Origin of the sequence: Desulfocapsa sulfexigens DSM 10523 (genome assembly GCF_000341395.1) — a bacterium.
GTDB classification, from domain to species: domain Bacteria; phylum Desulfobacterota; class Desulfobulbia; order Desulfobulbales; family Desulfocapsaceae; genus Desulfocapsa; species Desulfocapsa sulfexigens.
The window spans coordinates 3,963,180-3,982,500 of the sequence record NC_020304.1 but is presented as its reverse complement, the minus strand read 5'-3'; the positions used below and the strand labels follow the sequence as shown (position 1 = coordinate 3,982,500).

Genomic DNA, 19,321 nt, shown 5'->3' with positions numbered 1-19,321 from the left:
TTCCAAACAGTACAAGTACACTCACCGCAAGCGCAAGAGTTAAGCCAATAATAAATAAAATACCGGAGAAAAGGGAACTGATGGTGCCAGTTATACCGCCGGAATTACTAGCTGCAAATGAATATATAAAGAAAATGCAGACTATCAGCAAAATACCTGACTTGATTAAGGATGATCGCAACTCCTGATTCTTCATGAATACTTCCTCCGAAAATGACTAAATAGAGTGAAAAAAAGATTCTTCTCCAAACATAGTAAGGCAATTAAACGATAACGCAATGAAACCTGAAGAAGTTTTGTTCCATTGTTAAAATGAATCAATACTAAAGTTATACACGATTTTCAAAAAACAGATAAATAAAAAACAAGAACGTTGCCTTTTACTCTTTCAAGACTACTGAAACTAAAAAAGCCCTGTGAGTTTCCACAGGGCTTTTTGAAAAATTGATCCTAAAAAAGCAAGTTACATTATTGTCTGCACTACAGTTGATGCATAGTCAACAAAACGTTGTGGTAAGACACCCATGATTACAATTATCGTCAGAAGGAAGACGGATGTTGCGTTAGTCAACATTGATGGAGTGACAATTGATCGTTCTTCAGGGTCTGCAGTGTATGTGACACGGATAACGGATAAGTAGTAATAAATGGCAATAGCTGTATTGATGGCGGCAAGGATAACAATCAGCATATACCCTTCTTTTAAGGCACCTGCAAGTAACATGAATTTACCCATGAACCCAACGAATGGAGGGATTCCGGCAAGGGCAAAAAGCCCAACCGCCAAGGTGAAGGCCATAATTGGAGAGCGTTTATGGAGTCCTGAAAGGTCTTCAATCATGACGTTTTCGCCATTTTTAGAAACTGTGCAGATAACGAGGAAACATGCCAGGTTCATAAGCACATACCCAATGATGTAGTACATGGCATTGGCAAATCCAGTGATCTGGAAAGTGAGAATACCAAGAAGGACGAATCCGGCATGCGCGATACCTGAAAACCCTAACATTCGTTTTATATCCTTTTGAACGAGGGCAGAAAGGTTTCCATAGAACATTGATACGACGGCACATATCATGAGGATGTTTAAAATCGCCTGACCTTCACCACTGATAAGGCTCACAAGGCGGATAAGCAGGGCAACTGCAGCTAGTTTTGGAACAGATGCAATAAACGCTGTGGTTTCGTTCGATGCACCTTCATAGACATCTGGTACCCAAAAGTGAAACGGGAAAATTGCAAGTTTATAAAAGAAGCCTGCAAGAACCATCATCATGGCAATGACTGCTGCAGGGTTATTCCACATAGTAGATAGCTTTGTAATGACAACTGACAGCTCAGTGGAGCCGGTCAACCCATACATATAGCTCATACCAAAAAGCATAAAGCCAGTGGCTGTTACACCAAAGAGAAGATATTTAATACCAGCTTCCATCTGGAATCTGAACTTACCTTCATCGTCACGCATGGGGACCATGATATATACGGCAAATGAAGAGAGCTCTAAAGAAACGAAGATGGCAAGTAACTCAACACTTGATACAAGCATCATAAGACCCAGAACACTCATAAACATGAAGAGATAGTATTCAGGATGTACTTTTTGAGGTATCGCTTTGAGTTTGTTGCCAAACAGGAGAACTATCAGCATTGCCCCAGCGATAAGAGCTTTAAAGACCTGTGAGAACAGATCAACCTGATAGGTATCAAAAAAGAGTTTGCCAGTTTGGCAGGAACTGAGAAGAGTGGCTCCAAAAATGGCAGCACCGAGTCCAATGGCAATATTTCTAGTAGTATCACCAGTGGCTTTGCCGAGGCTTACTATAAAGATGATAAGGCCTGCACCCAACAGTGTTAACTCAGGGAGAAATTGCATTTTTATACCTTTTGCGAAACGTTAATAAAGAACGCTGTTACTGTACAATTAAGTCTGTTACCACAGCTATCTGGCTATGAAAGCCGTGATAGTTGTTCAGTAAATTGTCAACACTTACATGAATAAGATCGATAAATGGTTGAGCACCGAGTCCAATCCAGAAAACAAAGAAGAGGAAGGGGGCAAGGGTCACGATCTCGCGAATATTAAGATCTTTAATCCATGACTGATCGGGATTGTCGGTTCCACCCCATACAATCTTCTGCAGCATACGAAGCATATAAGCAGCAGCAAGTACAGCACCGGGGATAGCAGCGAGAGCCAGCCAGATGGATTGCTCGAATGTTCCGGCAAGAATCAGAAATTCACCGACAAAACTGTTTGTTGCAGGAAATCCAAATGAAGACAGAGAGAAGAAAGTAAGGAATGTTACATAAATCGGCATGTGCTTACCAACACCAGTTGCATCACGAAGTTCTCTTGAATGGGTACGTTCATAGATCATTCCAATACAGAGAAAGAGTGCGCCTGTTGTGATACCATGGTTAATCATTTGAAGAATGGCACCTTCAACACCTGAGGTGTTTAGAACGAAAATACCAAGTGTTACAAATCCCATATGACCAACCGATGAGTAAGCTATCAGTTTTTTCATATCACTTTGAGCGAGGGCGGTAAAACCACCATAAATAATACCTGCTATCGAGAGCCACAGGATCGCTGGAGCAAGTGTCATCGTAGCTTCAGGAGTGATTGGGATTGCAAAGCGAAGAAAACCATATGTTCCCATTTTGAGGAGAACTGAAGCAAGTATTACGGAACCTGCTGTTGGTGCTTCAACATGTGCAGCGGGTAACCATGTGTGAAAGGGAAACATGGGTACCTTGATCGCAAATGCCAGGAAAAATGCCAGGAATAAGAAGATCTGAGCAGTACTTGAATAATTCTGCCACATCATATCCGGGATGAAAAAGCTATATCCGTTATTGATGTATAGCCAGATAATTGCAACAAGCAGCATGACAGAACCGGCAAGGGTATAGAGAAAGAACTTAACCGATGCATAGATCTTTCGTGGGCCACCCCAGATTGCAATGAGCATATACATGGGGATAAGCATAGCCTCCCAGAGTATATAAAAGAGAACAAAGTCAAGGGCCATGAAGACTCCAAGCATGGCACATTCCATGATAAGGAGACATACCATAAAGGCCTGCACTCTGGTTTTTATATAGCTCCATGAGGCGAGCACACAGAGCGGCATGATAAGAGTGGTCAACATGACAAGGAGGATTGATATTCCATCAATTCCAATAACATATTGTATGTTTAGAGATTTAATCCAGCTTACCTGTTCAACAAATTGATATTTGCTGGTGGTCATGTCAAAGGCTTTGATCAAGGGAATGGAAAGGAGGGCTGTGAGCGTGGTAATTCCGAGCGCCCAGTACCGTGCAAAAAATTCATTCCGAACAAAGAGCAGCAATATAGCTCCTGCAAGAGGCAGGAAGATAAGCGTACTCAGTATGTGTGGATAATCTGGATTGATTAGTAGTTGATCCATTTTCCAGTGTTCCTCGATATCAGTTTATTTGTTTATTACTAATTTAAAAGTATGTTCAAATCGTTATAGCCAAACGTAGGCTACCAGAAGAACGGCTGCAAAGGATACTGTGTAATAAATTGTCTGCTGGATTTCGCCACGTTGCAGAACAATGGTCACTCTGCGGCCAATGGCTCGAACACAACGAGCAGTTCCATCAACAACACCATCAATGCCATTCCAGTCAAACCAGGACCAGAATGCAGATGTTACCATAAGGCAATTGATTCCAACGGCTTTGTAAAATTTACCGATAGCATTATCAAACCACTGAAGAGGATTAATAACAGTCCAGAGGAATGCACGACCACCCATACGATAGAACCAGTCCATATCAAGGCTAATTGTATTCCTTGGCATTACATACTTACGAAGCATGAAGAATCCAAAACCGGTGAATGCCATGATCTGCAGGGTTTCGCTGAGATGGTATGCGTTGTAGGGATGAAAAACAACTTCGGTATTTGGCAGCATATTGTACAAAAAGGGTGTGTAGCAGCCAAGAAAGATACAGAGGAATCCACCAATGGCCATGGCAAGCTGCATATTCCAGCTTGGATCCTGTGCCTTCTCCCAGGTCTCTTCAGAACAGTTATTCTCACCAAAGAATACCAGGTAAGGAAGTCTTAGACCTGCTGCAAGGAATGTCCCGGCTGAAACAAGGGTCAAAGCAAATCCAGCCCAAAGAATGTGAGATTCAAACGCAGCAGCGATGATCATGGACTTGGAAATAAAGCCTGACATAAACGGCAGTCCAGAAACAGCCAGTCCACCGATGAGCATGAAGACCATTGTGGCGGGCATTTTCTTGTATAGGCCACCTAACTGGGTAAGCTTTTGTCTTCCTGTTGTGGTTAAAATGGCACCCGCTGCCATAAAGAGCAATCCTTTGTAGAGGATATGAGCAAAAGCGTGAGCGCAGGCTCCATTGATGGCAAGGCTGGTTCCAATCCCTACACCGGCAACCATATATCCAACCTGTGATACGATTTCCCAACCGAGAAGTTTGCGGACATCATTTTCCATCACAGCATAGATAATACCGTAGATGGCCATGATGATTCCAAGGTAAATGAGTACCTCAAACCCGGAACAGCTGCGGATAAGAGTGTAAACAGCAGTCTTGGTAGTGAAGGCGCACATAAAGACTGCACCGATTGCTGTTGCCTTAGAGTAGGCATCAGGTAGCCATGAATGCAGTGGTGGAACTGCAGCATTAAGCATGAGACCAGCCATTATCAACCAGGTGTACAGTTCTGGTGAAGCGACATTTAACTGGTCAAAACTGAGATCTCCGGTTGCCTGGTATCTAAGAACAAATCCAAGAAGGAGAACAACTCCACCAAAGGTATGGACAAGAATATAACGATATCCGGCTGCAAGTGCCTCTTCATCTTTTCTAGCCCAGATTAAAAAGGTTGAAGCAAAAGCCATCATTTCCCAGAAGAGGAAAAGAGTTATGTAATCAGCTGCATAAATGGCCCCAAGCGATCCTGCAACATAGAACCAGGCAGCAATATGCTGCCATTCGTCTTCAACGTGCATGCCGTAAATGGTGCCTATAATGGCCATCAGTGCCATGATAAATCCAAAGATCATGGACAATCGATCAACGCGGCCAAAGGTGAGTTCCCAGTTCATAAACTGGAAAACACCATACGTTCCTGCATTCTGACTCAGGTAAATAACATCAATAAATGTCAGCAGGGGAACCAGAAACATATATGGTTTACGAAATGGTCCTCTCACCAGTGGCAGGAGACAGGCACCAACTATCATGATGAGTGCCGGGTGTATAAAACTAATTGTCATAATAATCCTCCCGGGCCTGGATCCCGCTTTTGCCATACCATCTGGCAACCATAATGACGATGGCGCAACTGCAAAGTCCAAAAAGTGACCAGAATCCTGGTATCATTTTTTCCGCCCAGGTATGGGCGTGGCTTGTGTCCACGGACATACTCCAGATTACTATGAAGGCCATTACCCCATAGCAGCAGTAAATCACGGCCTGTAACCGATCTCGAAGGTAGTCGATCATATTTACAATCATCCTGTCACCGCCCTTACAAATTGCATCATAAAGTTAGGAAAGATACCAATCAGCACAGATATCGTACATGCAATCACAATAGGGATCAGCATGGATAGCGGTGCCTCCTTGATGCCTTGATATGTTTCACCCGCAGGACGTTTTCCAAAAAACGCCTTGTAGGTGACCGGGGCAAAATACCCGACGTTTAGCATGGTTGAAGCAATCAGGATAAAGAGAATTCCAATCTGATTTGCTTCTATGGAGCCGACCAGCAGATTCCATTTTGTAACAAATCCTGCAACTGGTGGAGCACCAATCATTGAGAGTGAAGCTACAAAGAAGCAGGCAAAGGTAATCGGCATGGTCTTGCCAAGCCCACCCATTTCTGAAAGATCCTTTTTATGAGCTGCAATCATGATTGCTCCAGCACAGAAAAAGAGGGTGATCTTGGAAAATGCATGGTTTACGATATGAATCAGACCACCATCAATCCCCGATGGAGTAAGCAATGCAACACCTAGGATAATGTAAGAAAGCTGAGAAATAGTCGAATAAGCGAGCCGTTCTTTAAGGTTGTCCTTTGAAAGTGCCAGAACAGATGCGGCAAGTACGGTAAATCCAACAAAGTATGCAGTTGGTATTCCAAGGTTCAATGCATGCATGGTGTCAGTGCCAAAGACATAGAGCATAGTCCGGGTTGTACAGAAGACACCAACCTTAACAACTGCAACTGCATGAAGAAGTGCAGAGACAGGAGTCGGAGCAACCATGGCACCTGGCAGCCAGTGATGAAAAGGCATAACACCGTTCTTGGCAAAACCAAAGATGCAGAAGATGTATAGCATGATCACTACCCAGTTCTGGATATTGCCAGAAGAGAGGCCTTCGGTGAAGAGACCATCTGATATGTTGGTTGGAAAATCAAGAGTTCCTGTGAGAACATAAATAAGGATAAGAGCTGGTAACAGGAAAAGCTTAGCTGTGGTGGTCAGATAAACGATATACTTCTGGGCACCGGCGTAACCGTCTTTATCCTGTGCGTGAGCAACCAGAGGATAGGTGCAGACTGAAACAACCTCGTAGAAAAGATACATGGTAAAGAGGTTGTCGGAGAATGCTACACCAATTGCGCCGAAAATGGCGAGAGCAAAGCAGGCATTAAAACGTGTCTGGGCATGTTCCTGATGAGCCCGCATATAGCCTAGCGAATAATAGACAGCAATGGTCCAAAGGGATGAGGCAACGATTGCGAAGATCATTGACATCCCATCTGCCCGAAGTTTTACCGTAAGCCCTGGCAGGACTGAGAATATGTGATATTCAAGGATTTTGCCATCGAGAACATCAGGGATCATCGAGGCCACAATCAATAGAAGGATAATCGATGCCGCTGATGAGACACCCTCACGTATATTCTCGTTCTTTCCCATAAACATGACACCGAGAGTGCCAAACAGGGGAACAAGAAGTGCGAGGAGAAGTTTTACGGAACTGACCGTTTGTATTTCCATGACAGAGGTTCCTCTTTCCTAACCGTTAAGGTCGACCAGATCTTCGGTGTCGACTGATTTGTAATTTCGATATACTGCAATTGTGATACTGAGGCCAATGGCAGCCTCAGCCGCAGCAATAGCCATAATGAACAGGGTGAAAATCTGGCCCACAGTCGGGTCAGGGGCAGTGAATCTGTTAAATGCCATGAAGTTGATGGATGAGGCAGCAAGGACCAACTCCGAGGCAATCAACATTCCAACAAGGGTTCTTCGAGTAACGAGTCCATAAATACCCATACCAAAGAGAACCGCGGCAAGGATGAGGTAAGTATTGAGACTGTTGTGGAGGTTAAGAATCGACATTTATTTGCTCCTTCCGTGACGTGCAATGACAAGCGAACCGATGATTGCAATGAGCAGGACTATGGAAACCAGTTCAAAGACCATGGAATAGCTGGTGAGAAGTTCAGAACCTATTCGCTGTATACTTCCCATGTTCTCCTTAGGAAGAACTGTAAACGATGTGTTCACTGCGAGGCCAATCATTCCAAATGTGACCAAACCGGCTGTAATCAGACCAAGGGGGCCACTTAAGGGACCTGCAGGCCCCTGTTTCTTGTTTTCTTCAGGCGATGCAAGCATGATGGCAAAGGCAATGGTTATGCAAACAGCTCCTACATAGATAAGGATCTGCATCATGGATACAAATGGTGAATTGAGAAAGTAGTAAATACCGGCAACTCCGATAAAGCAGAGTGCTAGTCCAGCCACGGCACGGACTAGCCTCTCTGAATTGCAGGCTATGATTCCGCCGATGACGATGGCAGCAAGCATTACCAGAAAGACAATTCCGGAGGCCGCATCGGCATATCCTGCTAGTCCTTCGGCCATGAAAAAACCGAGAACACCTGAGGTATCAGTTGGGTTCATGAGTTTCTCTCCTTCAATCTATTAAGAAGGTCGAAATGAAAATCTTCCTTCCGGCTTGAAGCAAGATTGTATTCTTTAGAAAATTTAATTGCGCCAAAGTTGCAAGACTCGACACACTGTCCGCAGAGAGAGCAGGTCGTGAAGTTGAGATCGTACTTTGTGAGTACTTTCTTCTTTTTGGTCTTCATTTCGCCTTTAACCTCTACCTCATACTCAACAGACTCTGAAGCAAGACTGATACATCCAGAAGGACATCCGCGCTCGCACATTCCGCAGACGACGCATTTAGGATTTCCTTCCTCGTCCTCAATCAGTTCAATATGACCGCGGTAACGTTCGCTCATCTTGATGGTTTGGTACGGGTAGGCAACAGTAACCACAGGCTTGAAGAATTCCTTGAACGTTATACCAAGCCCTATGAAAAGGGACTTTAGTCCAAGGAATATTTCGCTAAAATAGGCACCCATATTAAAATACCTTCAGTAATCCTGCTGTAAGCAGCAGGTTAAACAGTGAGATTGGAATCAATATTTTCCAGCTCAGGTTGAGCAGTCCATATATTGTTGTCCGAGGAAATGTCCATCGAATCCAGATAAAGGAGAAAATAAGAAGATAAATTTTAAGCAGGAACCACCAGACACCAGGAAAAAGCCCTAAGGGACAATCCCAGCCACCGAGAAAGAGAATGGTGATCAGAGAGGCACCAATAACAATATTTGCATATTCACCCATAAAGAAGAGTCCAAATCCCATACTTCCATATTCTGTATGAAATCCAGCCACCAACTCACTTTCCGCCTCACCAAGATCAAATGGGGCACGGTTTGTTTCAGCAAGGGAGCAGATAAAGAAAATAAGGAAGGAGACAGGCATTAATGGACTTGAGAGCGAAGGGACAATGTTCCAGTTCCATATACCACCAGCCTGAGCACCAACGAGTTCTTTGAGATTCATGGTACCTGACATCATAACGATGGTAATGACCGTAATGAGCATGGGGACTTCGTAGGAAATATTCTGCGAAACTGCACGAACAGATGCCATAACTCCATACTTATTTCGTGACCCCCAGCCTGCAAGAAGAATGGCCATACCGCCAAGTGAAGCAAAGGCAAAAATCATCAACACTCCTATATTCATGGAGTGGGCAACAATGGTATCACTAAACGGTACGGTAACAAAACTTGTGATAGCAGGAGCCATAGCCAGAACAGGAGCCACCATGAACAAAGCCTTGTCCGCACCACCAGGGATCATGAGCTGTTTGGTCATCAGCTTGATACCGTCTGCTGGGGGCTGTAAGAGACCTAGGGGGCCGTTAACGTTTGGTCCAGGACGGCGTTGAATGCGACCAGCTCCCCGACGCTCTGCCCAGACCAGGTAAGCAGCATTCAGTGCAGCGAAGGCAATGGCAGCAACAACAGCAACCAGAGCATTTAAAATTGTTAAACTCATATGGCTTCCCCCTTACCTGTCAATCTCAGGTATAACTAAGTCCAAGCTTCCCATCATGGCGAGCGCATCCATTATCATCATGCCCTCACATGCTTCATCGAAGAGAGACATGTTAGAATATGTTGGAGAGCGAAGTTTGAACCGATAGGCATTCTTGGTGCCGTCACTTACGATTCTGATACCAAAACTGCCACGTGCAGTTTCCACGGCCTGATAGTAATCTCCAGCTGGAGGTTTAATCAGTTTTGGTGCCTTCTTTGGCATGATTGGTCCGTCAGGTAATTTTTCAAGACCCTGCTCAACGATACGCAGTGACTGTTCCATTTCATCCATGCGTACCTTGTAACGGGCAAGAGAATCACACTCATGATAAACAGGAACATCAAAGTCAAATTCGGGATACACTGAGTAGGGTTCATTTTTGCGAACGTCAAAGTCAATTCCTGCGCCGCGTGCAACAGGGCCTGTGGCTCCGTATTTACGACACATTTCAGCAGATATCGGCCCGATATCTTCAAGGCGTTTTCTGAAGATGATGTTGCCGGTTACCAGCGCATCATATTTCTTCAGTGATTTACGCATGCGTGGAATAAACGCCTTCGCAGCTGCAATAAAATCGTCATCCACATCATTGTAGAGTCCACCAAAGCGATAGTAACAGTACGTGAGACGGGAACCGGTAACGGCTTCAAGCATATCAAGGATATATTCACGATCTTCGATGGCGTACATCAGTGGAGTAAAACCTCCAAGATCCATGACAAAGGCACCGAACCAGAAGAGGTGAGATGCAATTCTGTTTAGCTCTACAGTGATTGCCCTGATATATTCAGCCCGCTCCGGAACCTCAATGCCAGCTGCACGTTCAACGGCGAGCACATGACCGTGGGTGTAGCCAAGAGCACCAAGGTAATCAAGTCGACTGAGGTTTGGCAGAACCTGAGGATAGGTTCTGTTTTCACCCATAAGTTCATGCATACGATGAATATAGCCAAGAACAGTTTCAGCCTTGACAATATATTCACCATCCATTTCCATCTTTACTCGAAGAACGCCATGGGTGGCAGGATGCTGCGGCCCGACGTTCAGGGTAAAGGTTTCGTCTGGTCGGATATGAATTGGTCCACTCATGGTTTGAAATCCTTTAAGAGGGGATGGAAATCTGCGTCTTCAGGAAGCAGCAGAGGTACGAGATGTGGATGCCCGTCAAATTTGATGCCAAAAAAATCATGGGTTTCACGTTCATGCCAGCCAGCCCCAGGGTAAATCTTAGAGATAGTAGGAATTTTGGGTTCGGAACGCGAAGTGCGGGTGCGTATTACCACACGACAGGTATCAAAGTCATAGCGTGAAAAATCATACACAGATTCCAGCTGATTTTCCTTGATCCAATCTACTCCAGTGATACTCTCAAGAAAGAAGCCCGCCTTGTCAAGAATCATTACAACGGCAAGCAGTTCACCCGGATTACACTGCACATCAATATCATAGCCATGTTCTGCATGGTTACGTTCGATAACACCATTTACTCGAGGGCCTTCTTTCTTCTTGGCCGGTTTCTTTTCTTCTTCGCCTTCGGCTGCTTCGACAGCGGGTGCTTCAACAACCGGATCCGGCTCTGGGAAAAGGTCACGCAATGCCTGCTTTACTGTGTCTTTTATCATTATCTTATTCCCCATCAAGCCTTCTCAACTTTCTCAGGATCTTTCCAGCGATTCCATCCTGAAACCTTGTTTTCCAATTGCAAGATTCCTTCAAGCAGAGCTTCAGGTCGTGGTGGGCAACCTGGAATGTAAATATCAACTGGAAGAAAAGTATCAGCTCCAAGTACGATTGAGTACTGGCCGTCAAAGACGAAAGGTCCACCTGAAATCGCGCAGTTACCCAGTGCGATTACCCATTTTGGCTCAGGCATCTGGTCGTATAGGACCTTAATGCCAGGCATCATCTTTTTGGTAATAGTGCCTGCAACGATCATTACATCAGACTGCCTTGGAGATGGGCGAAATACTTCAGCCCCAAAGCGTGACATGTCAAATCTGGCACAACCTGTGGCCATCATTTCAATAGCACAGCAGGCAATACCGAAGGTGAGGGGCCAGAATGAGTTTACCCGCCCAATATTAATAAGTTTGTCGGCAGCGGCAAACTGAACAACTGACGAGGGTATCGGTTCTAACGGCGAAGGTACGTTCTGCGTTCCCACTTGAAGACTCCCTTAATCCATGCGTATACGATTGCGAGTGATAAGATTCCAACAAAAATAATAACTTCAACGAAATCCCGGTAGACAATTCCCATATCCAGCAGTTCCTTACTGTTGTAAGCCAGGGCTACAGGAAAGAGAAACAGAACATCCACATCAAATGCGAGAAAAATTAATGCGTAAAGGAAAAACACGGAACTGTATCGAATCCATGAATCACCAATTGGCTCCATTCCACACTCAATGGCCTGGCTGTTCTTACGATTGAATTGCCGAGTACCACGAGGCATCAAGAGATACACAATGACAATGGGGCCTAATGCGAACGCCATGCCTCCCAGAGCGAAGGCCGTGATCCATAAGATATTGTCACGGTAGAGAAAATCAGAAAATTGAAGCTCCATCGAGTGGCTCCTTAAGTTGAATGAGTCGGATGACTTTCTGATATATACACACGCTAACTAATGAAATCAGTGCTTCTTGTCAACTGAAAAGTGAATGATCATTCATTTTGACCACTGAGTGATTATTCATTCACTGCTCGTTTAGTTTTTCCGTATATTGTTAAGAGGTCACAGGAAAAGTATTGAGAAAAAGTATATAAATGATATGGTGAGAAATCCCTAATTAAAAAAAACGATATGAATTATAAAAAAATTTGAACAAAGGTTCTTGTAATGTCTATCACATTGAGACAATTGGAAATATTTATTGCTGTAGCCGAGACCGCTCAGGTAACAAAGGCCAGTAAAAAGCTTTTCGTGACTCAATCTGCAGTAAGTATGGCACTTGCTGAGCTCGAGAATCAACTGGGTGGGTCTCTTTTTGATCGCCATGGTCGAAGTCTCCTGCTGAATGAGCGTGGTCGTTACCTTCTGCCGCTCTCCAAGGAGATTCTGTGCCAGGTCGGTAACGTTGAAAATATAATGTCGGAAAAGAACGACACCCTAAGCGGAAGGATCAATGTGGTGGCTTCAACTACCATTGGCGATTATATCCTTCCCTATTTGATCGGTGCCTTTAAGCGGATGCATCCTCAGGTGCATATAAACATGCTTGTTCATCATACCCGATATGCCGAAAGTCTGGTTCTTGATGGTAAGGTAGAGGTAGGTTTTGTGGAAGGGCAGGTGAATAATCCTGACACTGTTAAGCGTCTCTGGTTTGAGGATGAGCTTGTGGTTGTTGCAGGTCCCACAGATCCACTTGCACATAAAAGTCTTTTTGATGTGAATAGTGACTTTACCAATACTCGGTGGATTATGCGTGAAGAGGGATCTGGTACAGTAGCTATCTTTAGAGAAAAGATGAAAAAATATCTCGATCGAATTAATGTGATCTTGGAGATGGGCCACCCCGAGGCCATCAAGAAAGCTGTGGAATCGGGGGTGGGGCTGGCCTGCCTGTCGTCGCTTACGGTATGTCGTGAAGTTGAGCATGGCTGGTTAAAAACCCTGCAATTTGATGGTGTTGATATGAGGCGTAAGTTGCATGTGATCTCCCGGAAGAATTTGCAAATGAATGACAGTCTTGCCGAATTTCTCAACTTTTGTGATATTATGTCAACCTGCTCCAAGTCGCGGGCATGTCTTTCTTCACCATGGAAACTGCAGTCACTGCTAGCCAAACAGTCTGTGCAGAAAAAATGAGTCAAGCGGCGTCCTGACTGTTTTCAAGAGGTTCCCCTATCGATAGCACTGGTTCCCTGTTTTTCTTAGGAGTTGCTGTGCAGATGAAAATATAGCTTGCACAATCAATAGGACGCGTTATCAAAGAAATCAGCAAAAGATATTTTCATTATTCATTTACTTATCCATCTATATGAGGAAGACAGTCATGTGGAAATCCATACATCCCGCACCTCCCGATTCGATATTGGGACTTACCGAAGAGTTTAAAAAAGATCAGAATCCGCAAAAAGTAAATCTTGGTGTGGGAGTATATAAAGACGAAGCCGGAAACACTCCTGTGTTGCACTGTGTCAAAGCGGCTGAAAAAGTATTGCTTGAAACGCAGAGCAGTAAAAGCTACCTTCCCATTTCAGGAGACCCTGCTTATTCGGCTGCTGTACAGCGTTTGATCTTTGGTGCTGACAGTGAAGTAATCTCCGCAGGTCGAGCTGCAACTGTTCATGCACCCGGTGGAACAGGTGCTCTGCGTGTTGGAGCAGATCTTCTTCACAAGTTCACCCCCGATGCCAAGGTGTGGGTTAGTTCTCCTACCTGGGCTAATCATAATGGTATTTTTGGGGCTGCAGGTTTTGAAATTGCCCGTTATAGCTATTATGATGGTGAAACTAAGGGACTTGATTTTGCTAGAATGATGAACGATCTTGAAACCGTTCCTGCTGCCGATGTGGTTGTTCTTCATGCATGCTGTCATAATCCCAGTGGCGTTGATTTGAATGAGGATCAATGGAAACAGCTTGCTGTTTTGGCGAGCCAAAAAGGATGGGTCCCTTTTCTTGATTTTGCCTATCAGGGATTTGGCGACGGAGTTGATGAAGATCGTTTTGCCGTTGAGCAATTTGCCGCCGCTGGAATTGATTTTCTTGTCGCCAGCTCGTTTTCCAAGAATTTTGGATTATATAATGAACGGACGGGTGCCATCACCGTGGTAACGCCTTCGGCTGCAGAGGCAAGTGTGGCGCTCAGCCATATAAAAACAGTAGTTCGCACCAACTATTCTAATCCTCCTGCCCACGGAGGTTTGGTTGCAACCATAATACTGGATACTCCCGAGCTTCGTACGATGTGGCTGGAAGAACTTGCCGGGATGCGTAATCGAATAGTCACTATGCGAAAATCGCTGGTTGCCGGTCTTGCTGCTCAGGGAGTTGATGGAGACTTCTCCTTTATTGAGAGGCAGCGCGGAATGTTTTCTTTCAGTGGTTGGTCCGATGATGTTGTGAGTAGTTTGCGAAAGAATAATAATATTTATGTTGTTGGTGGGGGAAGGATTAATCTCGCCGGACTCACGACCTCTAATATCGATTATGTTTGTGCTTCGGTAGCTGCTGCGATGAAGTGAGCGCTCCCACAGGTACAACATCTTCACTCACGGTTTCCTCTAACCGCATAGAAAAGAACTATAGCGGTCAGAGGGGATCGAGCGAATATGCTACTCCTGAAACACTCTTAACCCGACCCTGTATTACCTATAATGCACTTTTTTTAAGAAAAGGCCATGTGCGGGAGCTGTTGCAGCTGCTGCTGAGCGGTCTTTGGCCTCAAGAATAATTTTGAACTCTTCAACAGTTTTTCTTCCTTTCCCAACTTCAAGCAGCGTCCCCACAATGTTTCGTACCATATGACGCAGAAAGCCATCTCCGGTAAACACGAATTGTATTTCAGTGCTGTTGATTTCCTTCAACGTGGCTTCCTTTAGAGTACGGACGCTACCACGCCCTGTGGTTAAGGTCTTGTCTCTGGATCCGGAGGCTTCAAAGCTGGCAAAGTCATGAGTTCCTGTGAGTATTTGTAAGCATTGCTGCATAGCGTTTATTGCCAGGTCCTGTTGGATATGAACTGCATAGAGACGGGTAATGGGTGATTGGATTGGCCCGGTTTCAATACTATACAGGTAGGTCTTGGAAAGCGCGGAAAAGCGGGCGTGAAAATCGGGGACAGCGCTTTCTGCTTTAATGATACGAATAGAGAGAGGAAGTATAGCATTAGCACCTCTCAAGAGAGCAGCCAGAGAAATTTGAGAATGAGTTTCAAAGCTGGCAACCATTCCAAGTGCGTGAACACCCGCGTCGGTTCTGCCAGCTCCATGGAGAATTACTGGAGCATTGGTGATTCTTCCCAAAACACGTTCAAGCTCTCCCTGAATCGTGGGGGCATTTAACTGCTTCTGCCAGCCACTGAAATCAGTGCCATCAAAGGCAATGGTGACTTTTAGATTGCGCATGATGTTTAATGATTACGGAAAGAAGGGCGCTCCTTGAAGTCCGGTGGTTTCATCGATTCCGCACATCAGATTCATATTATGTACTGCCTGTCCTGCTGCACCTTTTACAATATTATCGATGGCGGAAATGACAATTATCCTATTGGTTCGTTCATCGATTGTAAATCCTATGTCGCAAAAGTTTGATCCCCGTACGTGTTGTGTTGCCGGGAAGGTTCCCTCTGGTACAATACGAACAAAGGGTTCATTTTCGTACATGGTTCTATACAGTTTTCGAATATCATTTTCAGATATATCAGACGTGAGATCGGCGTAGACGGTGCTTAATATTCCTCGTGCGATGGGGAGGAGGTGTGGCGTGAAAGAGATCGTGATATCACCTTTGCTCAGCGCGCTCAACTCCTGCTCGATTTCCGGAAGATGCCGGTGGGTTCCACCAACCTTATATGCCTTAAACCCATCATGTACTTCACAAAACAGTGTCCCTAGGCTGACGGCACGGCCAGCGCCTGTTGTTCCTGATTTGGAGTCAGCAATGATGGATGAAGTATCAATAAGGCCATTTTGCAGGAGTGGGGCAAGACCAAGAATAATGGAGGTCGGGTAGCATCCGGGGTTTGCAACCAGGCGTGCTTTTTGTATCTGCTCGCGGTAAAGTTCTGGTAGGCCGTAGGCGGCCTCTGTAATAAATTCAGGAGAAGAGTGCTCCTGGTACCATGTTTCATAGGTGGCTACGTTACGCAAACGAAAGTCGGCGGAAAGGTCGACAACCTTTTTTCCCTGCTCCAGGAGTTGAGGAACCAGGTCCATGGCTGTTTTGTGAGGGACTGCTGCAAAAAAAAGATCAGCACGCGAGCAGAGTTCATCTATGGAAAGGTTTTCACATATAAGATCAGTTTTGCCAAGAAGATTGGGGAACACTTCAGAGAGTGGCTTTCCTGCATATTGTCGGGACGTCGCTGCAGTTAGCTCGAATTCAGGATGGTTGCAGAGAATGCGGGCAAGTTCAACTCCGGTGTAACCGGAGGCTCCAATAATGGCAACACGTAGCATGGGGTTTTCCTAATACAAAAATGAATAAAAAAAGGGAATAACAGATATCTGTTATTCCCTCCAAAAAAAACGGCTCGAAATGCTTTCTGCTTTGTTTCCCGAAGTAACAGGAAAAAACCAGAAAAGAGTAAAACGAATTAACGTTTTGAGAACTGAAACTTGGCGCGAGCGCCTTTCTGACCGTATTTCTTACGCTCTTTCATGCGAGGATCACGGGTAAGAAGGCCTGATTTCTTCAGTGTGCTTCTGTTTTCAGAATTAACTTCAAGAAGTGCACGGGAAATTCCATGAGTCAGAGCGTCTACCTGGGCAGATTTTCCGCCGCCAAGAAGAGTTGCCATAACATCGTAGCTCTCAAAAGTATCAGTAACTTTGAAGGGTTTGTCAATTTTGTGAATTTTAAATATCCCGCCAAAATAATCCTCGGGGGCCATTTTGTTGACTAAAATTTTTCCGGTACCAGGGGTGAGCCATACTTTTGCAATAGCACTTTTTCTTTTGCCGGTGGCGTAAAAACGATCTTGAGCCATGATTGAATATCTCCGTAAATTCTGAATTCTTTTTTATATATCTAAATCGGCAGGCATCTGTGCTGCGTGAGGATGGTCAGAACCAGTATATAATTTAAGCTTTTTCAGTTGCTGGCGGCCAAGTTTGTTTTTGGGAAGCATTCCCTTTACCGCTTTCATAAGCAGATCGGTTGGATGCTTCACTACCAGTTCCTTGGCGGTGATCTCTTTCATGCTGCCAATATATCCGGTGTGATGATAATATTTTTTCTGGTCCCATTTTCTACCGGTAAGACGTATCTTGTCGGCATTGGTAACGACTACGAAATCCCCATTGTCAATGAAGGTGGAGAAGGTAGGCTTATGTTTGCCACGCAGTCGGTCTGCGATTTCTGTTGCCAGACGGCCAAGGATTTTACCTTCGGCATTTACATGGTGCCATTTTCTTTCGATCTCGTTGACCGGAGTAAGATAGGTTTTCATGTTCTTCTAGTTTCCTCTAGGGATGGTACGAATAATAAAAAAAGGTTCGACCATTGCCGAACCTTTTGAACTGTATAAGTGGAGCGGGAAACGAGATTCGAACTCGCGACTTCAACCTTGGCAAGGTTACACTCTACCACTGAGTTATTCCCGCTCATGTATATGACAAAACGGGACACAAATTACTCTTGATTACTACACATTGTCAATAGAAAAATGAATTGTATTTGTCAAAAGGTGTAAAAAAGGTTCTGAGAATAATGAAAAAAAGAGATGGTCTTCAAGGTAGAAGGTGTGCTATAATATTATCTTAATTCAAATAATTATTTATTTTTTATTTTCAGGAGAGACATCTATGGGTGGGGAAAAAAAGAGACAGGGATCAATTCAGCGTAAGACCAGAGAGACTGACATTGATCTGAGCCTTGTCATTGACGGTAGTGGTACAACTGAAATCGAGTGCGGTGTCCCTTTTCTCAATCATATGCTGACTCTGCTAGGAGTCCATGGCTTTTTTGATTTAACTGTCAATGCCAGTGGGGACACCGATGTTGACGACCATCATACTGTTGAAGACCTCGGAATCTGTTTAGGGCAGGCATTTTCTGAAGCTCTGGGAGACAAAAGTGGTATCGCACGTTATGGCTGTTCGTATCTGCCTATGGATGAGACACTTGTCCGGGTTGTTGTGGATATTTCTAACCGTCCTTACATTCACTACAATGCACCCGTTCCTGATCAAAAATTGGGAACCTTCGATACCGCCCTCGCTCAGGAGTTTATGAGAGCATTTGCCCAGCACGCTGGCGTCACCCTTCACATTGATCTTATTCATGGCACTAACAGTCATCATATAATAGAAGCTGTTTTTAAGGCGCTTGCCCGAGCAATGTCTCAGGCTACCATAAAACTGGATACTCTCACTGGAAGTTTGTCCTCCAAGGGTGTACTCTAAAAGAAGAAGGTCAGGAGCAGAAGGATAGGCGATAGAAGGTGAGTTGTCCTGTCTGATCTGTTTTTTTTATACTATTTGAGTTTAATAATGGGGAATACTGTGAGAAAACTGTTCTTGTTGGTATGTTTTGTATCCTTTGTCTTGTCTGCCTGTTCTTCTTTTTACGATGAAGAAACCAAACAACTTGGTCCTTTGCCCGAGATCAGCTGCGTCGCAGTGCTACCCACCGCGATACCAGTTGCCTATGGTGATATGCATACTGCTGCAGCCATAGAGGCTATTCGTGATGGTTCCACGTTTCTTGACTCAGTTATGGCAGATGAGCTTGGTGGGCGTCCTGAGTTCAGGTTGCTTACCGAGAACCAGCTTGATGCGATTCTTGGCAACCCCTGGGGAGGCGTGCTGCAGCAGGTGCGTGATATAGGGCAGGCTACCGGGTGTGGTGCCGTACTTGAGACCACTCTCAGTAAGTACCGTGAGCGTGTGGGAAATACGATGTCTGCTGAAATTTCTGCTGCAGCAGCATTTTCCATGGAATTGATTGCTGTTGAAAGTGGAACTGTTCTCTGGGTGGCTTCTTTTGATGAGAGCCAGAAGGCTTTGTCTGAGGATATTTTTTCCTTTAATAAGGCTCAGAAACGTGGCTTCAGGTGGCTCTCTGTTCAAGAGTTGAGTCGTGATGGCTTAAAGAGTCGTCTGGAAGATTTTCCCTATTTTCAGAAGGCTGTTGGCGAGTAGGTAAGTAAGCGCATTCCCTGTTTACCCAAACTGGCTGCAAAATCCCACTACTTGGATTTTGCAGCCATTTTTG

At 44.8% G+C, this 19,321-nt stretch carries 22 protein-coding genes and 1 tRNA gene (1 of these 23 running past the window's edge); 4 read left to right on the top strand and 19 right to left on the bottom strand.

Features of this window, described 5'->3' with window-relative positions; genetic code table 11:
- The 14 genes from UWK_RS17715 to UWK_RS17650 all read right to left on the bottom strand — a co-directional run.
- Positions 1 to 196: the 5' end (the start) of a hypothetical protein gene (locus UWK_RS17715; RefSeq protein WP_015405768.1), read on the bottom strand. It extends 842 nt beyond the left edge of the window; 196 of the gene's 1,038 nt are visible here — the first part of the coding sequence; it begins with the start codon at positions 194 to 196; its stop codon lies off the left edge, out of view.
- 267 nt (positions 197 to 463) lie between these two features.
- On the bottom strand, positions 464 to 1,876 hold the full coding sequence (locus UWK_RS17710; protein WP_015405767.1) for an NADH-quinone oxidoreductase subunit N: 1,413 nt from the start codon (positions 1,874 to 1,876) through the stop codon (positions 464 to 466).
- Positions 1,877 to 1,913: 37 nt separating this feature from the next.
- Complete coding sequence (locus UWK_RS17705) at positions 1,914 to 3,440, bottom strand: complex I subunit 4 family protein (RefSeq protein ID WP_015405766.1); 1,527 nt, start codon at positions 3,438 to 3,440, stop codon at positions 1,914 to 1,916.
- Between the two features lie 63 nt (positions 3,441 to 3,503).
- Positions 3,504 to 5,291 carry a Na(+)/H(+) antiporter subunit D gene (locus UWK_RS17700; protein WP_015405765.1) on the bottom strand — a complete coding sequence of 596 codons (1,788 nt, stop codon included), beginning with the start codon at positions 5,289 to 5,291 and terminating at the stop codon, positions 3,504 to 3,506.
- Entirely contained in the window at positions 5,281 to 5,532 is a 252-nt protein-coding gene (locus tag UWK_RS17695) for a hypothetical protein (protein WP_015405764.1), read from the bottom strand. The genes UWK_RS17700 and UWK_RS17695 overlap by 11 nt, the downstream gene beginning before the upstream one ends.
- Positions 5,529 to 7,025: a monovalent cation/H+ antiporter subunit D family protein gene (locus tag UWK_RS17690; protein WP_015405763.1), complete on the bottom strand. Its 1,497-nt coding sequence runs from the start codon at positions 7,023 to 7,025 to the stop codon at positions 5,529 to 5,531. The genes UWK_RS17695 and UWK_RS17690 overlap by 4 nt, the downstream gene beginning before the upstream one ends.
- An 18-nt stretch (positions 7,026 to 7,043) precedes the next feature.
- On the bottom strand, positions 7,044 to 7,370 hold the full coding sequence (gene nuoK / locus UWK_RS17685; protein WP_015405762.1) for an NADH-quinone oxidoreductase subunit NuoK: 327 nt from the start codon (positions 7,368 to 7,370) through the stop codon (positions 7,044 to 7,046).
- The gene (locus UWK_RS17680) at positions 7,371 to 7,937 is read right to left on the bottom strand and encodes an NADH-quinone oxidoreductase subunit J family protein (RefSeq protein WP_015405761.1); all 567 of its coding nucleotides are present in this window, start codon (positions 7,935 to 7,937) and stop codon (positions 7,371 to 7,373) included. It lies immediately after the preceding gene.
- Entirely contained in the window at positions 7,934 to 8,404 is a 471-nt protein-coding gene (locus UWK_RS17675; RefSeq protein WP_015405760.1) for a NuoI/complex I 23 kDa subunit family protein, read from the bottom strand. Before UWK_RS17675 ends, UWK_RS17680 begins: the two co-directional genes overlap by 4 nt.
- 1 nt (position 8,405) lies before the next feature.
- Positions 8,406 to 9,392: an NADH-quinone oxidoreductase subunit NuoH gene (gene nuoH, locus UWK_RS17670; RefSeq protein WP_015405759.1), complete on the bottom strand. Its 987-nt coding sequence runs from the start codon at positions 9,390 to 9,392 to the stop codon at positions 8,406 to 8,408.
- Positions 9,393 to 9,404: 12 nt separating this feature from the next.
- On the bottom strand, positions 9,405 to 10,523 hold the full coding sequence (locus tag UWK_RS17665; protein WP_015405758.1) for an NADH-quinone oxidoreductase subunit D: 1,119 nt from the start codon (positions 10,521 to 10,523) through the stop codon (positions 9,405 to 9,407).
- Complete coding sequence (locus tag UWK_RS17660; RefSeq protein WP_153304930.1) at positions 10,520 to 11,056, bottom strand: NADH-quinone oxidoreductase subunit C; 537 nt, start codon at positions 11,054 to 11,056, stop codon at positions 10,520 to 10,522. The genes UWK_RS17665 and UWK_RS17660 overlap by 4 nt, the downstream gene beginning before the upstream one ends.
- A gap of 14 nt (positions 11,057 to 11,070) precedes the next feature.
- A complete protein-coding gene (locus tag UWK_RS17655; protein WP_015405756.1) occupies positions 11,071 to 11,598 on the bottom strand; it encodes an NADH-quinone oxidoreductase subunit B in 528 nt (175 codons plus the stop codon).
- Positions 11,568 to 12,002: an NADH-quinone oxidoreductase subunit A gene (locus tag UWK_RS17650; protein ID WP_015405755.1), complete on the bottom strand. Its 435-nt coding sequence runs from the start codon at positions 12,000 to 12,002 to the stop codon at positions 11,568 to 11,570. The genes UWK_RS17655 and UWK_RS17650 overlap by 31 nt, the downstream gene beginning before the upstream one ends.
- Before the next feature lie 273 nt (positions 12,003 to 12,275).
- On the opposite strand from UWK_RS17650, the gene UWK_RS17645 reads away from it, so the two are divergent.
- Both UWK_RS17645 and UWK_RS17640 read left to right on the top strand, forming a co-directional pair.
- On the top strand, positions 12,276 to 13,247 hold the full coding sequence (locus UWK_RS17645; RefSeq protein ID WP_015405754.1) for a LysR substrate-binding domain-containing protein: 972 nt from the start codon (positions 12,276 to 12,278) through the stop codon (positions 13,245 to 13,247).
- A gap of 187 nt (positions 13,248 to 13,434) precedes the next feature.
- A complete protein-coding gene (locus UWK_RS17640) occupies positions 13,435 to 14,628 on the top strand; it encodes an amino acid aminotransferase (RefSeq protein ID WP_015405753.1) in 1,194 nt (397 codons plus the stop codon).
- A 123-nt stretch (positions 14,629 to 14,751) separates the two neighbouring features.
- On the opposite strand, the gene truA is transcribed toward UWK_RS17640, so the two are convergent.
- The 5 genes from truA to UWK_RS17615 form a co-directional block, all read right to left on the bottom strand.
- Positions 14,752 to 15,510 carry a tRNA pseudouridine(38-40) synthase TruA gene (truA, locus tag UWK_RS17635; protein ID WP_015405752.1) on the bottom strand — a complete coding sequence of 253 codons (759 nt, stop codon included), beginning with the start codon at positions 15,508 to 15,510 and terminating at the stop codon, positions 14,752 to 14,754.
- 12 nt (positions 15,511 to 15,522) lie between these two features.
- Positions 15,523 to 16,563 (bottom strand): N-acetyl-gamma-glutamyl-phosphate reductase, encoded by a 1,041-nt coding sequence (gene argC / locus UWK_RS17630; RefSeq protein WP_015405751.1) that lies wholly within the window; start codon positions 16,561 to 16,563, stop codon positions 15,523 to 15,525.
- A gap of 137 nt (positions 16,564 to 16,700) precedes the next feature.
- The gene (gene rpsI / locus UWK_RS17625) at positions 16,701 to 17,093 is read right to left on the bottom strand and encodes a 30S ribosomal protein S9 (protein WP_015405750.1); all 393 of its coding nucleotides are present in this window, start codon (positions 17,091 to 17,093) and stop codon (positions 16,701 to 16,703) included.
- A 33-nt stretch (positions 17,094 to 17,126) separates the two neighbouring features.
- Complete coding sequence (gene rplM, locus UWK_RS17620; protein ID WP_015405749.1) at positions 17,127 to 17,555, bottom strand: 50S ribosomal protein L13; 429 nt, start codon at positions 17,553 to 17,555, stop codon at positions 17,127 to 17,129.
- A gap of 79 nt (positions 17,556 to 17,634) precedes the next feature.
- Positions 17,635 to 17,709 (bottom strand) — tRNA-Gly (locus tag UWK_RS17615).
- Between the two features lie 201 nt (positions 17,710 to 17,910).
- Here UWK_RS17615 and hisB point away from each other — a divergent pair.
- Positions 17,911 to 18,510, top strand: coding sequence for an imidazoleglycerol-phosphate dehydratase HisB (hisB, locus tag UWK_RS17610; protein WP_015405748.1), 600 nt, complete (start codon positions 17,911 to 17,913; stop codon positions 18,508 to 18,510).
- Positions 18,511 to 18,609: 99 nt separating this feature from the next.
- Positions 18,610 to 19,248, top strand: coding sequence for a PQQ-binding-like beta-propeller repeat protein (locus UWK_RS17605; protein WP_153304929.1), 639 nt, complete (start codon positions 18,610 to 18,612; stop codon positions 19,246 to 19,248).
- The last annotated feature ends 73 nt before the right edge of the window (positions 19,249 to 19,321 follow it).

Bases quoted from the DNA above. Each gene is read 5' to 3' on its own strand.
- UWK_RS17710 (WP_015405767.1), bottom strand. From the start codon at position 1,876: ATGCAATTTCTCCCTGAGTTAACACTGTTGGGTGCAGGCCTTATCATC.
- UWK_RS17705 (WP_015405766.1), bottom strand. From the start codon at position 3,440: ATGGATCAACTACTAATCAATCCAGATTATCCACACATACTGAGTACG.
- UWK_RS17700 (WP_015405765.1), bottom strand. From the start codon at position 5,291: ATGACAATTAGTTTTATACACCCGGCACTCATCATGATAGTTGGTGCC.
- UWK_RS17695 (WP_015405764.1), bottom strand. From the start codon at position 5,532: ATGATTGTAAATATGATCGACTACCTTCGAGATCGGTTACAGGCCGTG.
- UWK_RS17690 (WP_015405763.1), bottom strand. From the start codon at position 7,025: ATGGAAATACAAACGGTCAGTTCCGTAAAACTTCTCCTCGCACTTCTT.
- nuoK (WP_015405762.1), bottom strand. From the start codon at position 7,370: ATGTCGATTCTTAACCTCCACAACAGTCTCAATACTTACCTCATCCTT.
- UWK_RS17680 (WP_015405761.1), bottom strand. From the start codon at position 7,937: ATGAACCCAACTGATACCTCAGGTGTTCTCGGTTTTTTCATGGCCGAA.
- UWK_RS17675 (WP_015405760.1), bottom strand. From the start codon at position 8,404: ATGGGTGCCTATTTTAGCGAAATATTCCTTGGACTAAAGTCCCTTTTC.
- nuoH (WP_015405759.1), bottom strand. From the start codon at position 9,392: ATGAGTTTAACAATTTTAAATGCTCTGGTTGCTGTTGTTGCTGCCATT.
- UWK_RS17665 (WP_015405758.1), bottom strand. From the start codon at position 10,523: ATGAGTGGACCAATTCATATCCGACCAGACGAAACCTTTACCCTGAAC.
- UWK_RS17660 (WP_153304930.1), bottom strand. From the start codon at position 11,056: ATGATAAAAGACACAGTAAAGCAGGCATTGCGTGACCTTTTCCCAGAG.
- UWK_RS17650 (WP_015405755.1), bottom strand. From the start codon at position 12,002: ATGGAGCTTCAATTTTCTGATTTTCTCTACCGTGACAATATCTTATGG.
- UWK_RS17645 (WP_015405754.1), top strand. From the start codon at position 12,276: ATGTCTATCACATTGAGACAATTGGAAATATTTATTGCTGTAGCCGAG.
- UWK_RS17640 (WP_015405753.1), top strand. From the start codon at position 13,435: ATGTGGAAATCCATACATCCCGCACCTCCCGATTCGATATTGGGACTT.
- truA (WP_015405752.1), bottom strand. From the start codon at position 15,510: ATGCGCAATCTAAAAGTCACCATTGCCTTTGATGGCACTGATTTCAGT.
- argC (WP_015405751.1), bottom strand. From the start codon at position 16,563: ATGCTACGTGTTGCCATTATTGGAGCCTCCGGTTACACCGGAGTTGAA.
- rpsI (WP_015405750.1), bottom strand. From the start codon at position 17,093: ATGGCTCAAGATCGTTTTTACGCCACCGGCAAAAGAAAAAGTGCTATT.
- rplM (WP_015405749.1), bottom strand. From the start codon at position 17,555: ATGAAAACCTATCTTACTCCGGTCAACGAGATCGAAAGAAAATGGCAC.
- hisB (WP_015405748.1), top strand. From the start codon at position 17,911: ATGGGTGGGGAAAAAAAGAGACAGGGATCAATTCAGCGTAAGACCAGA.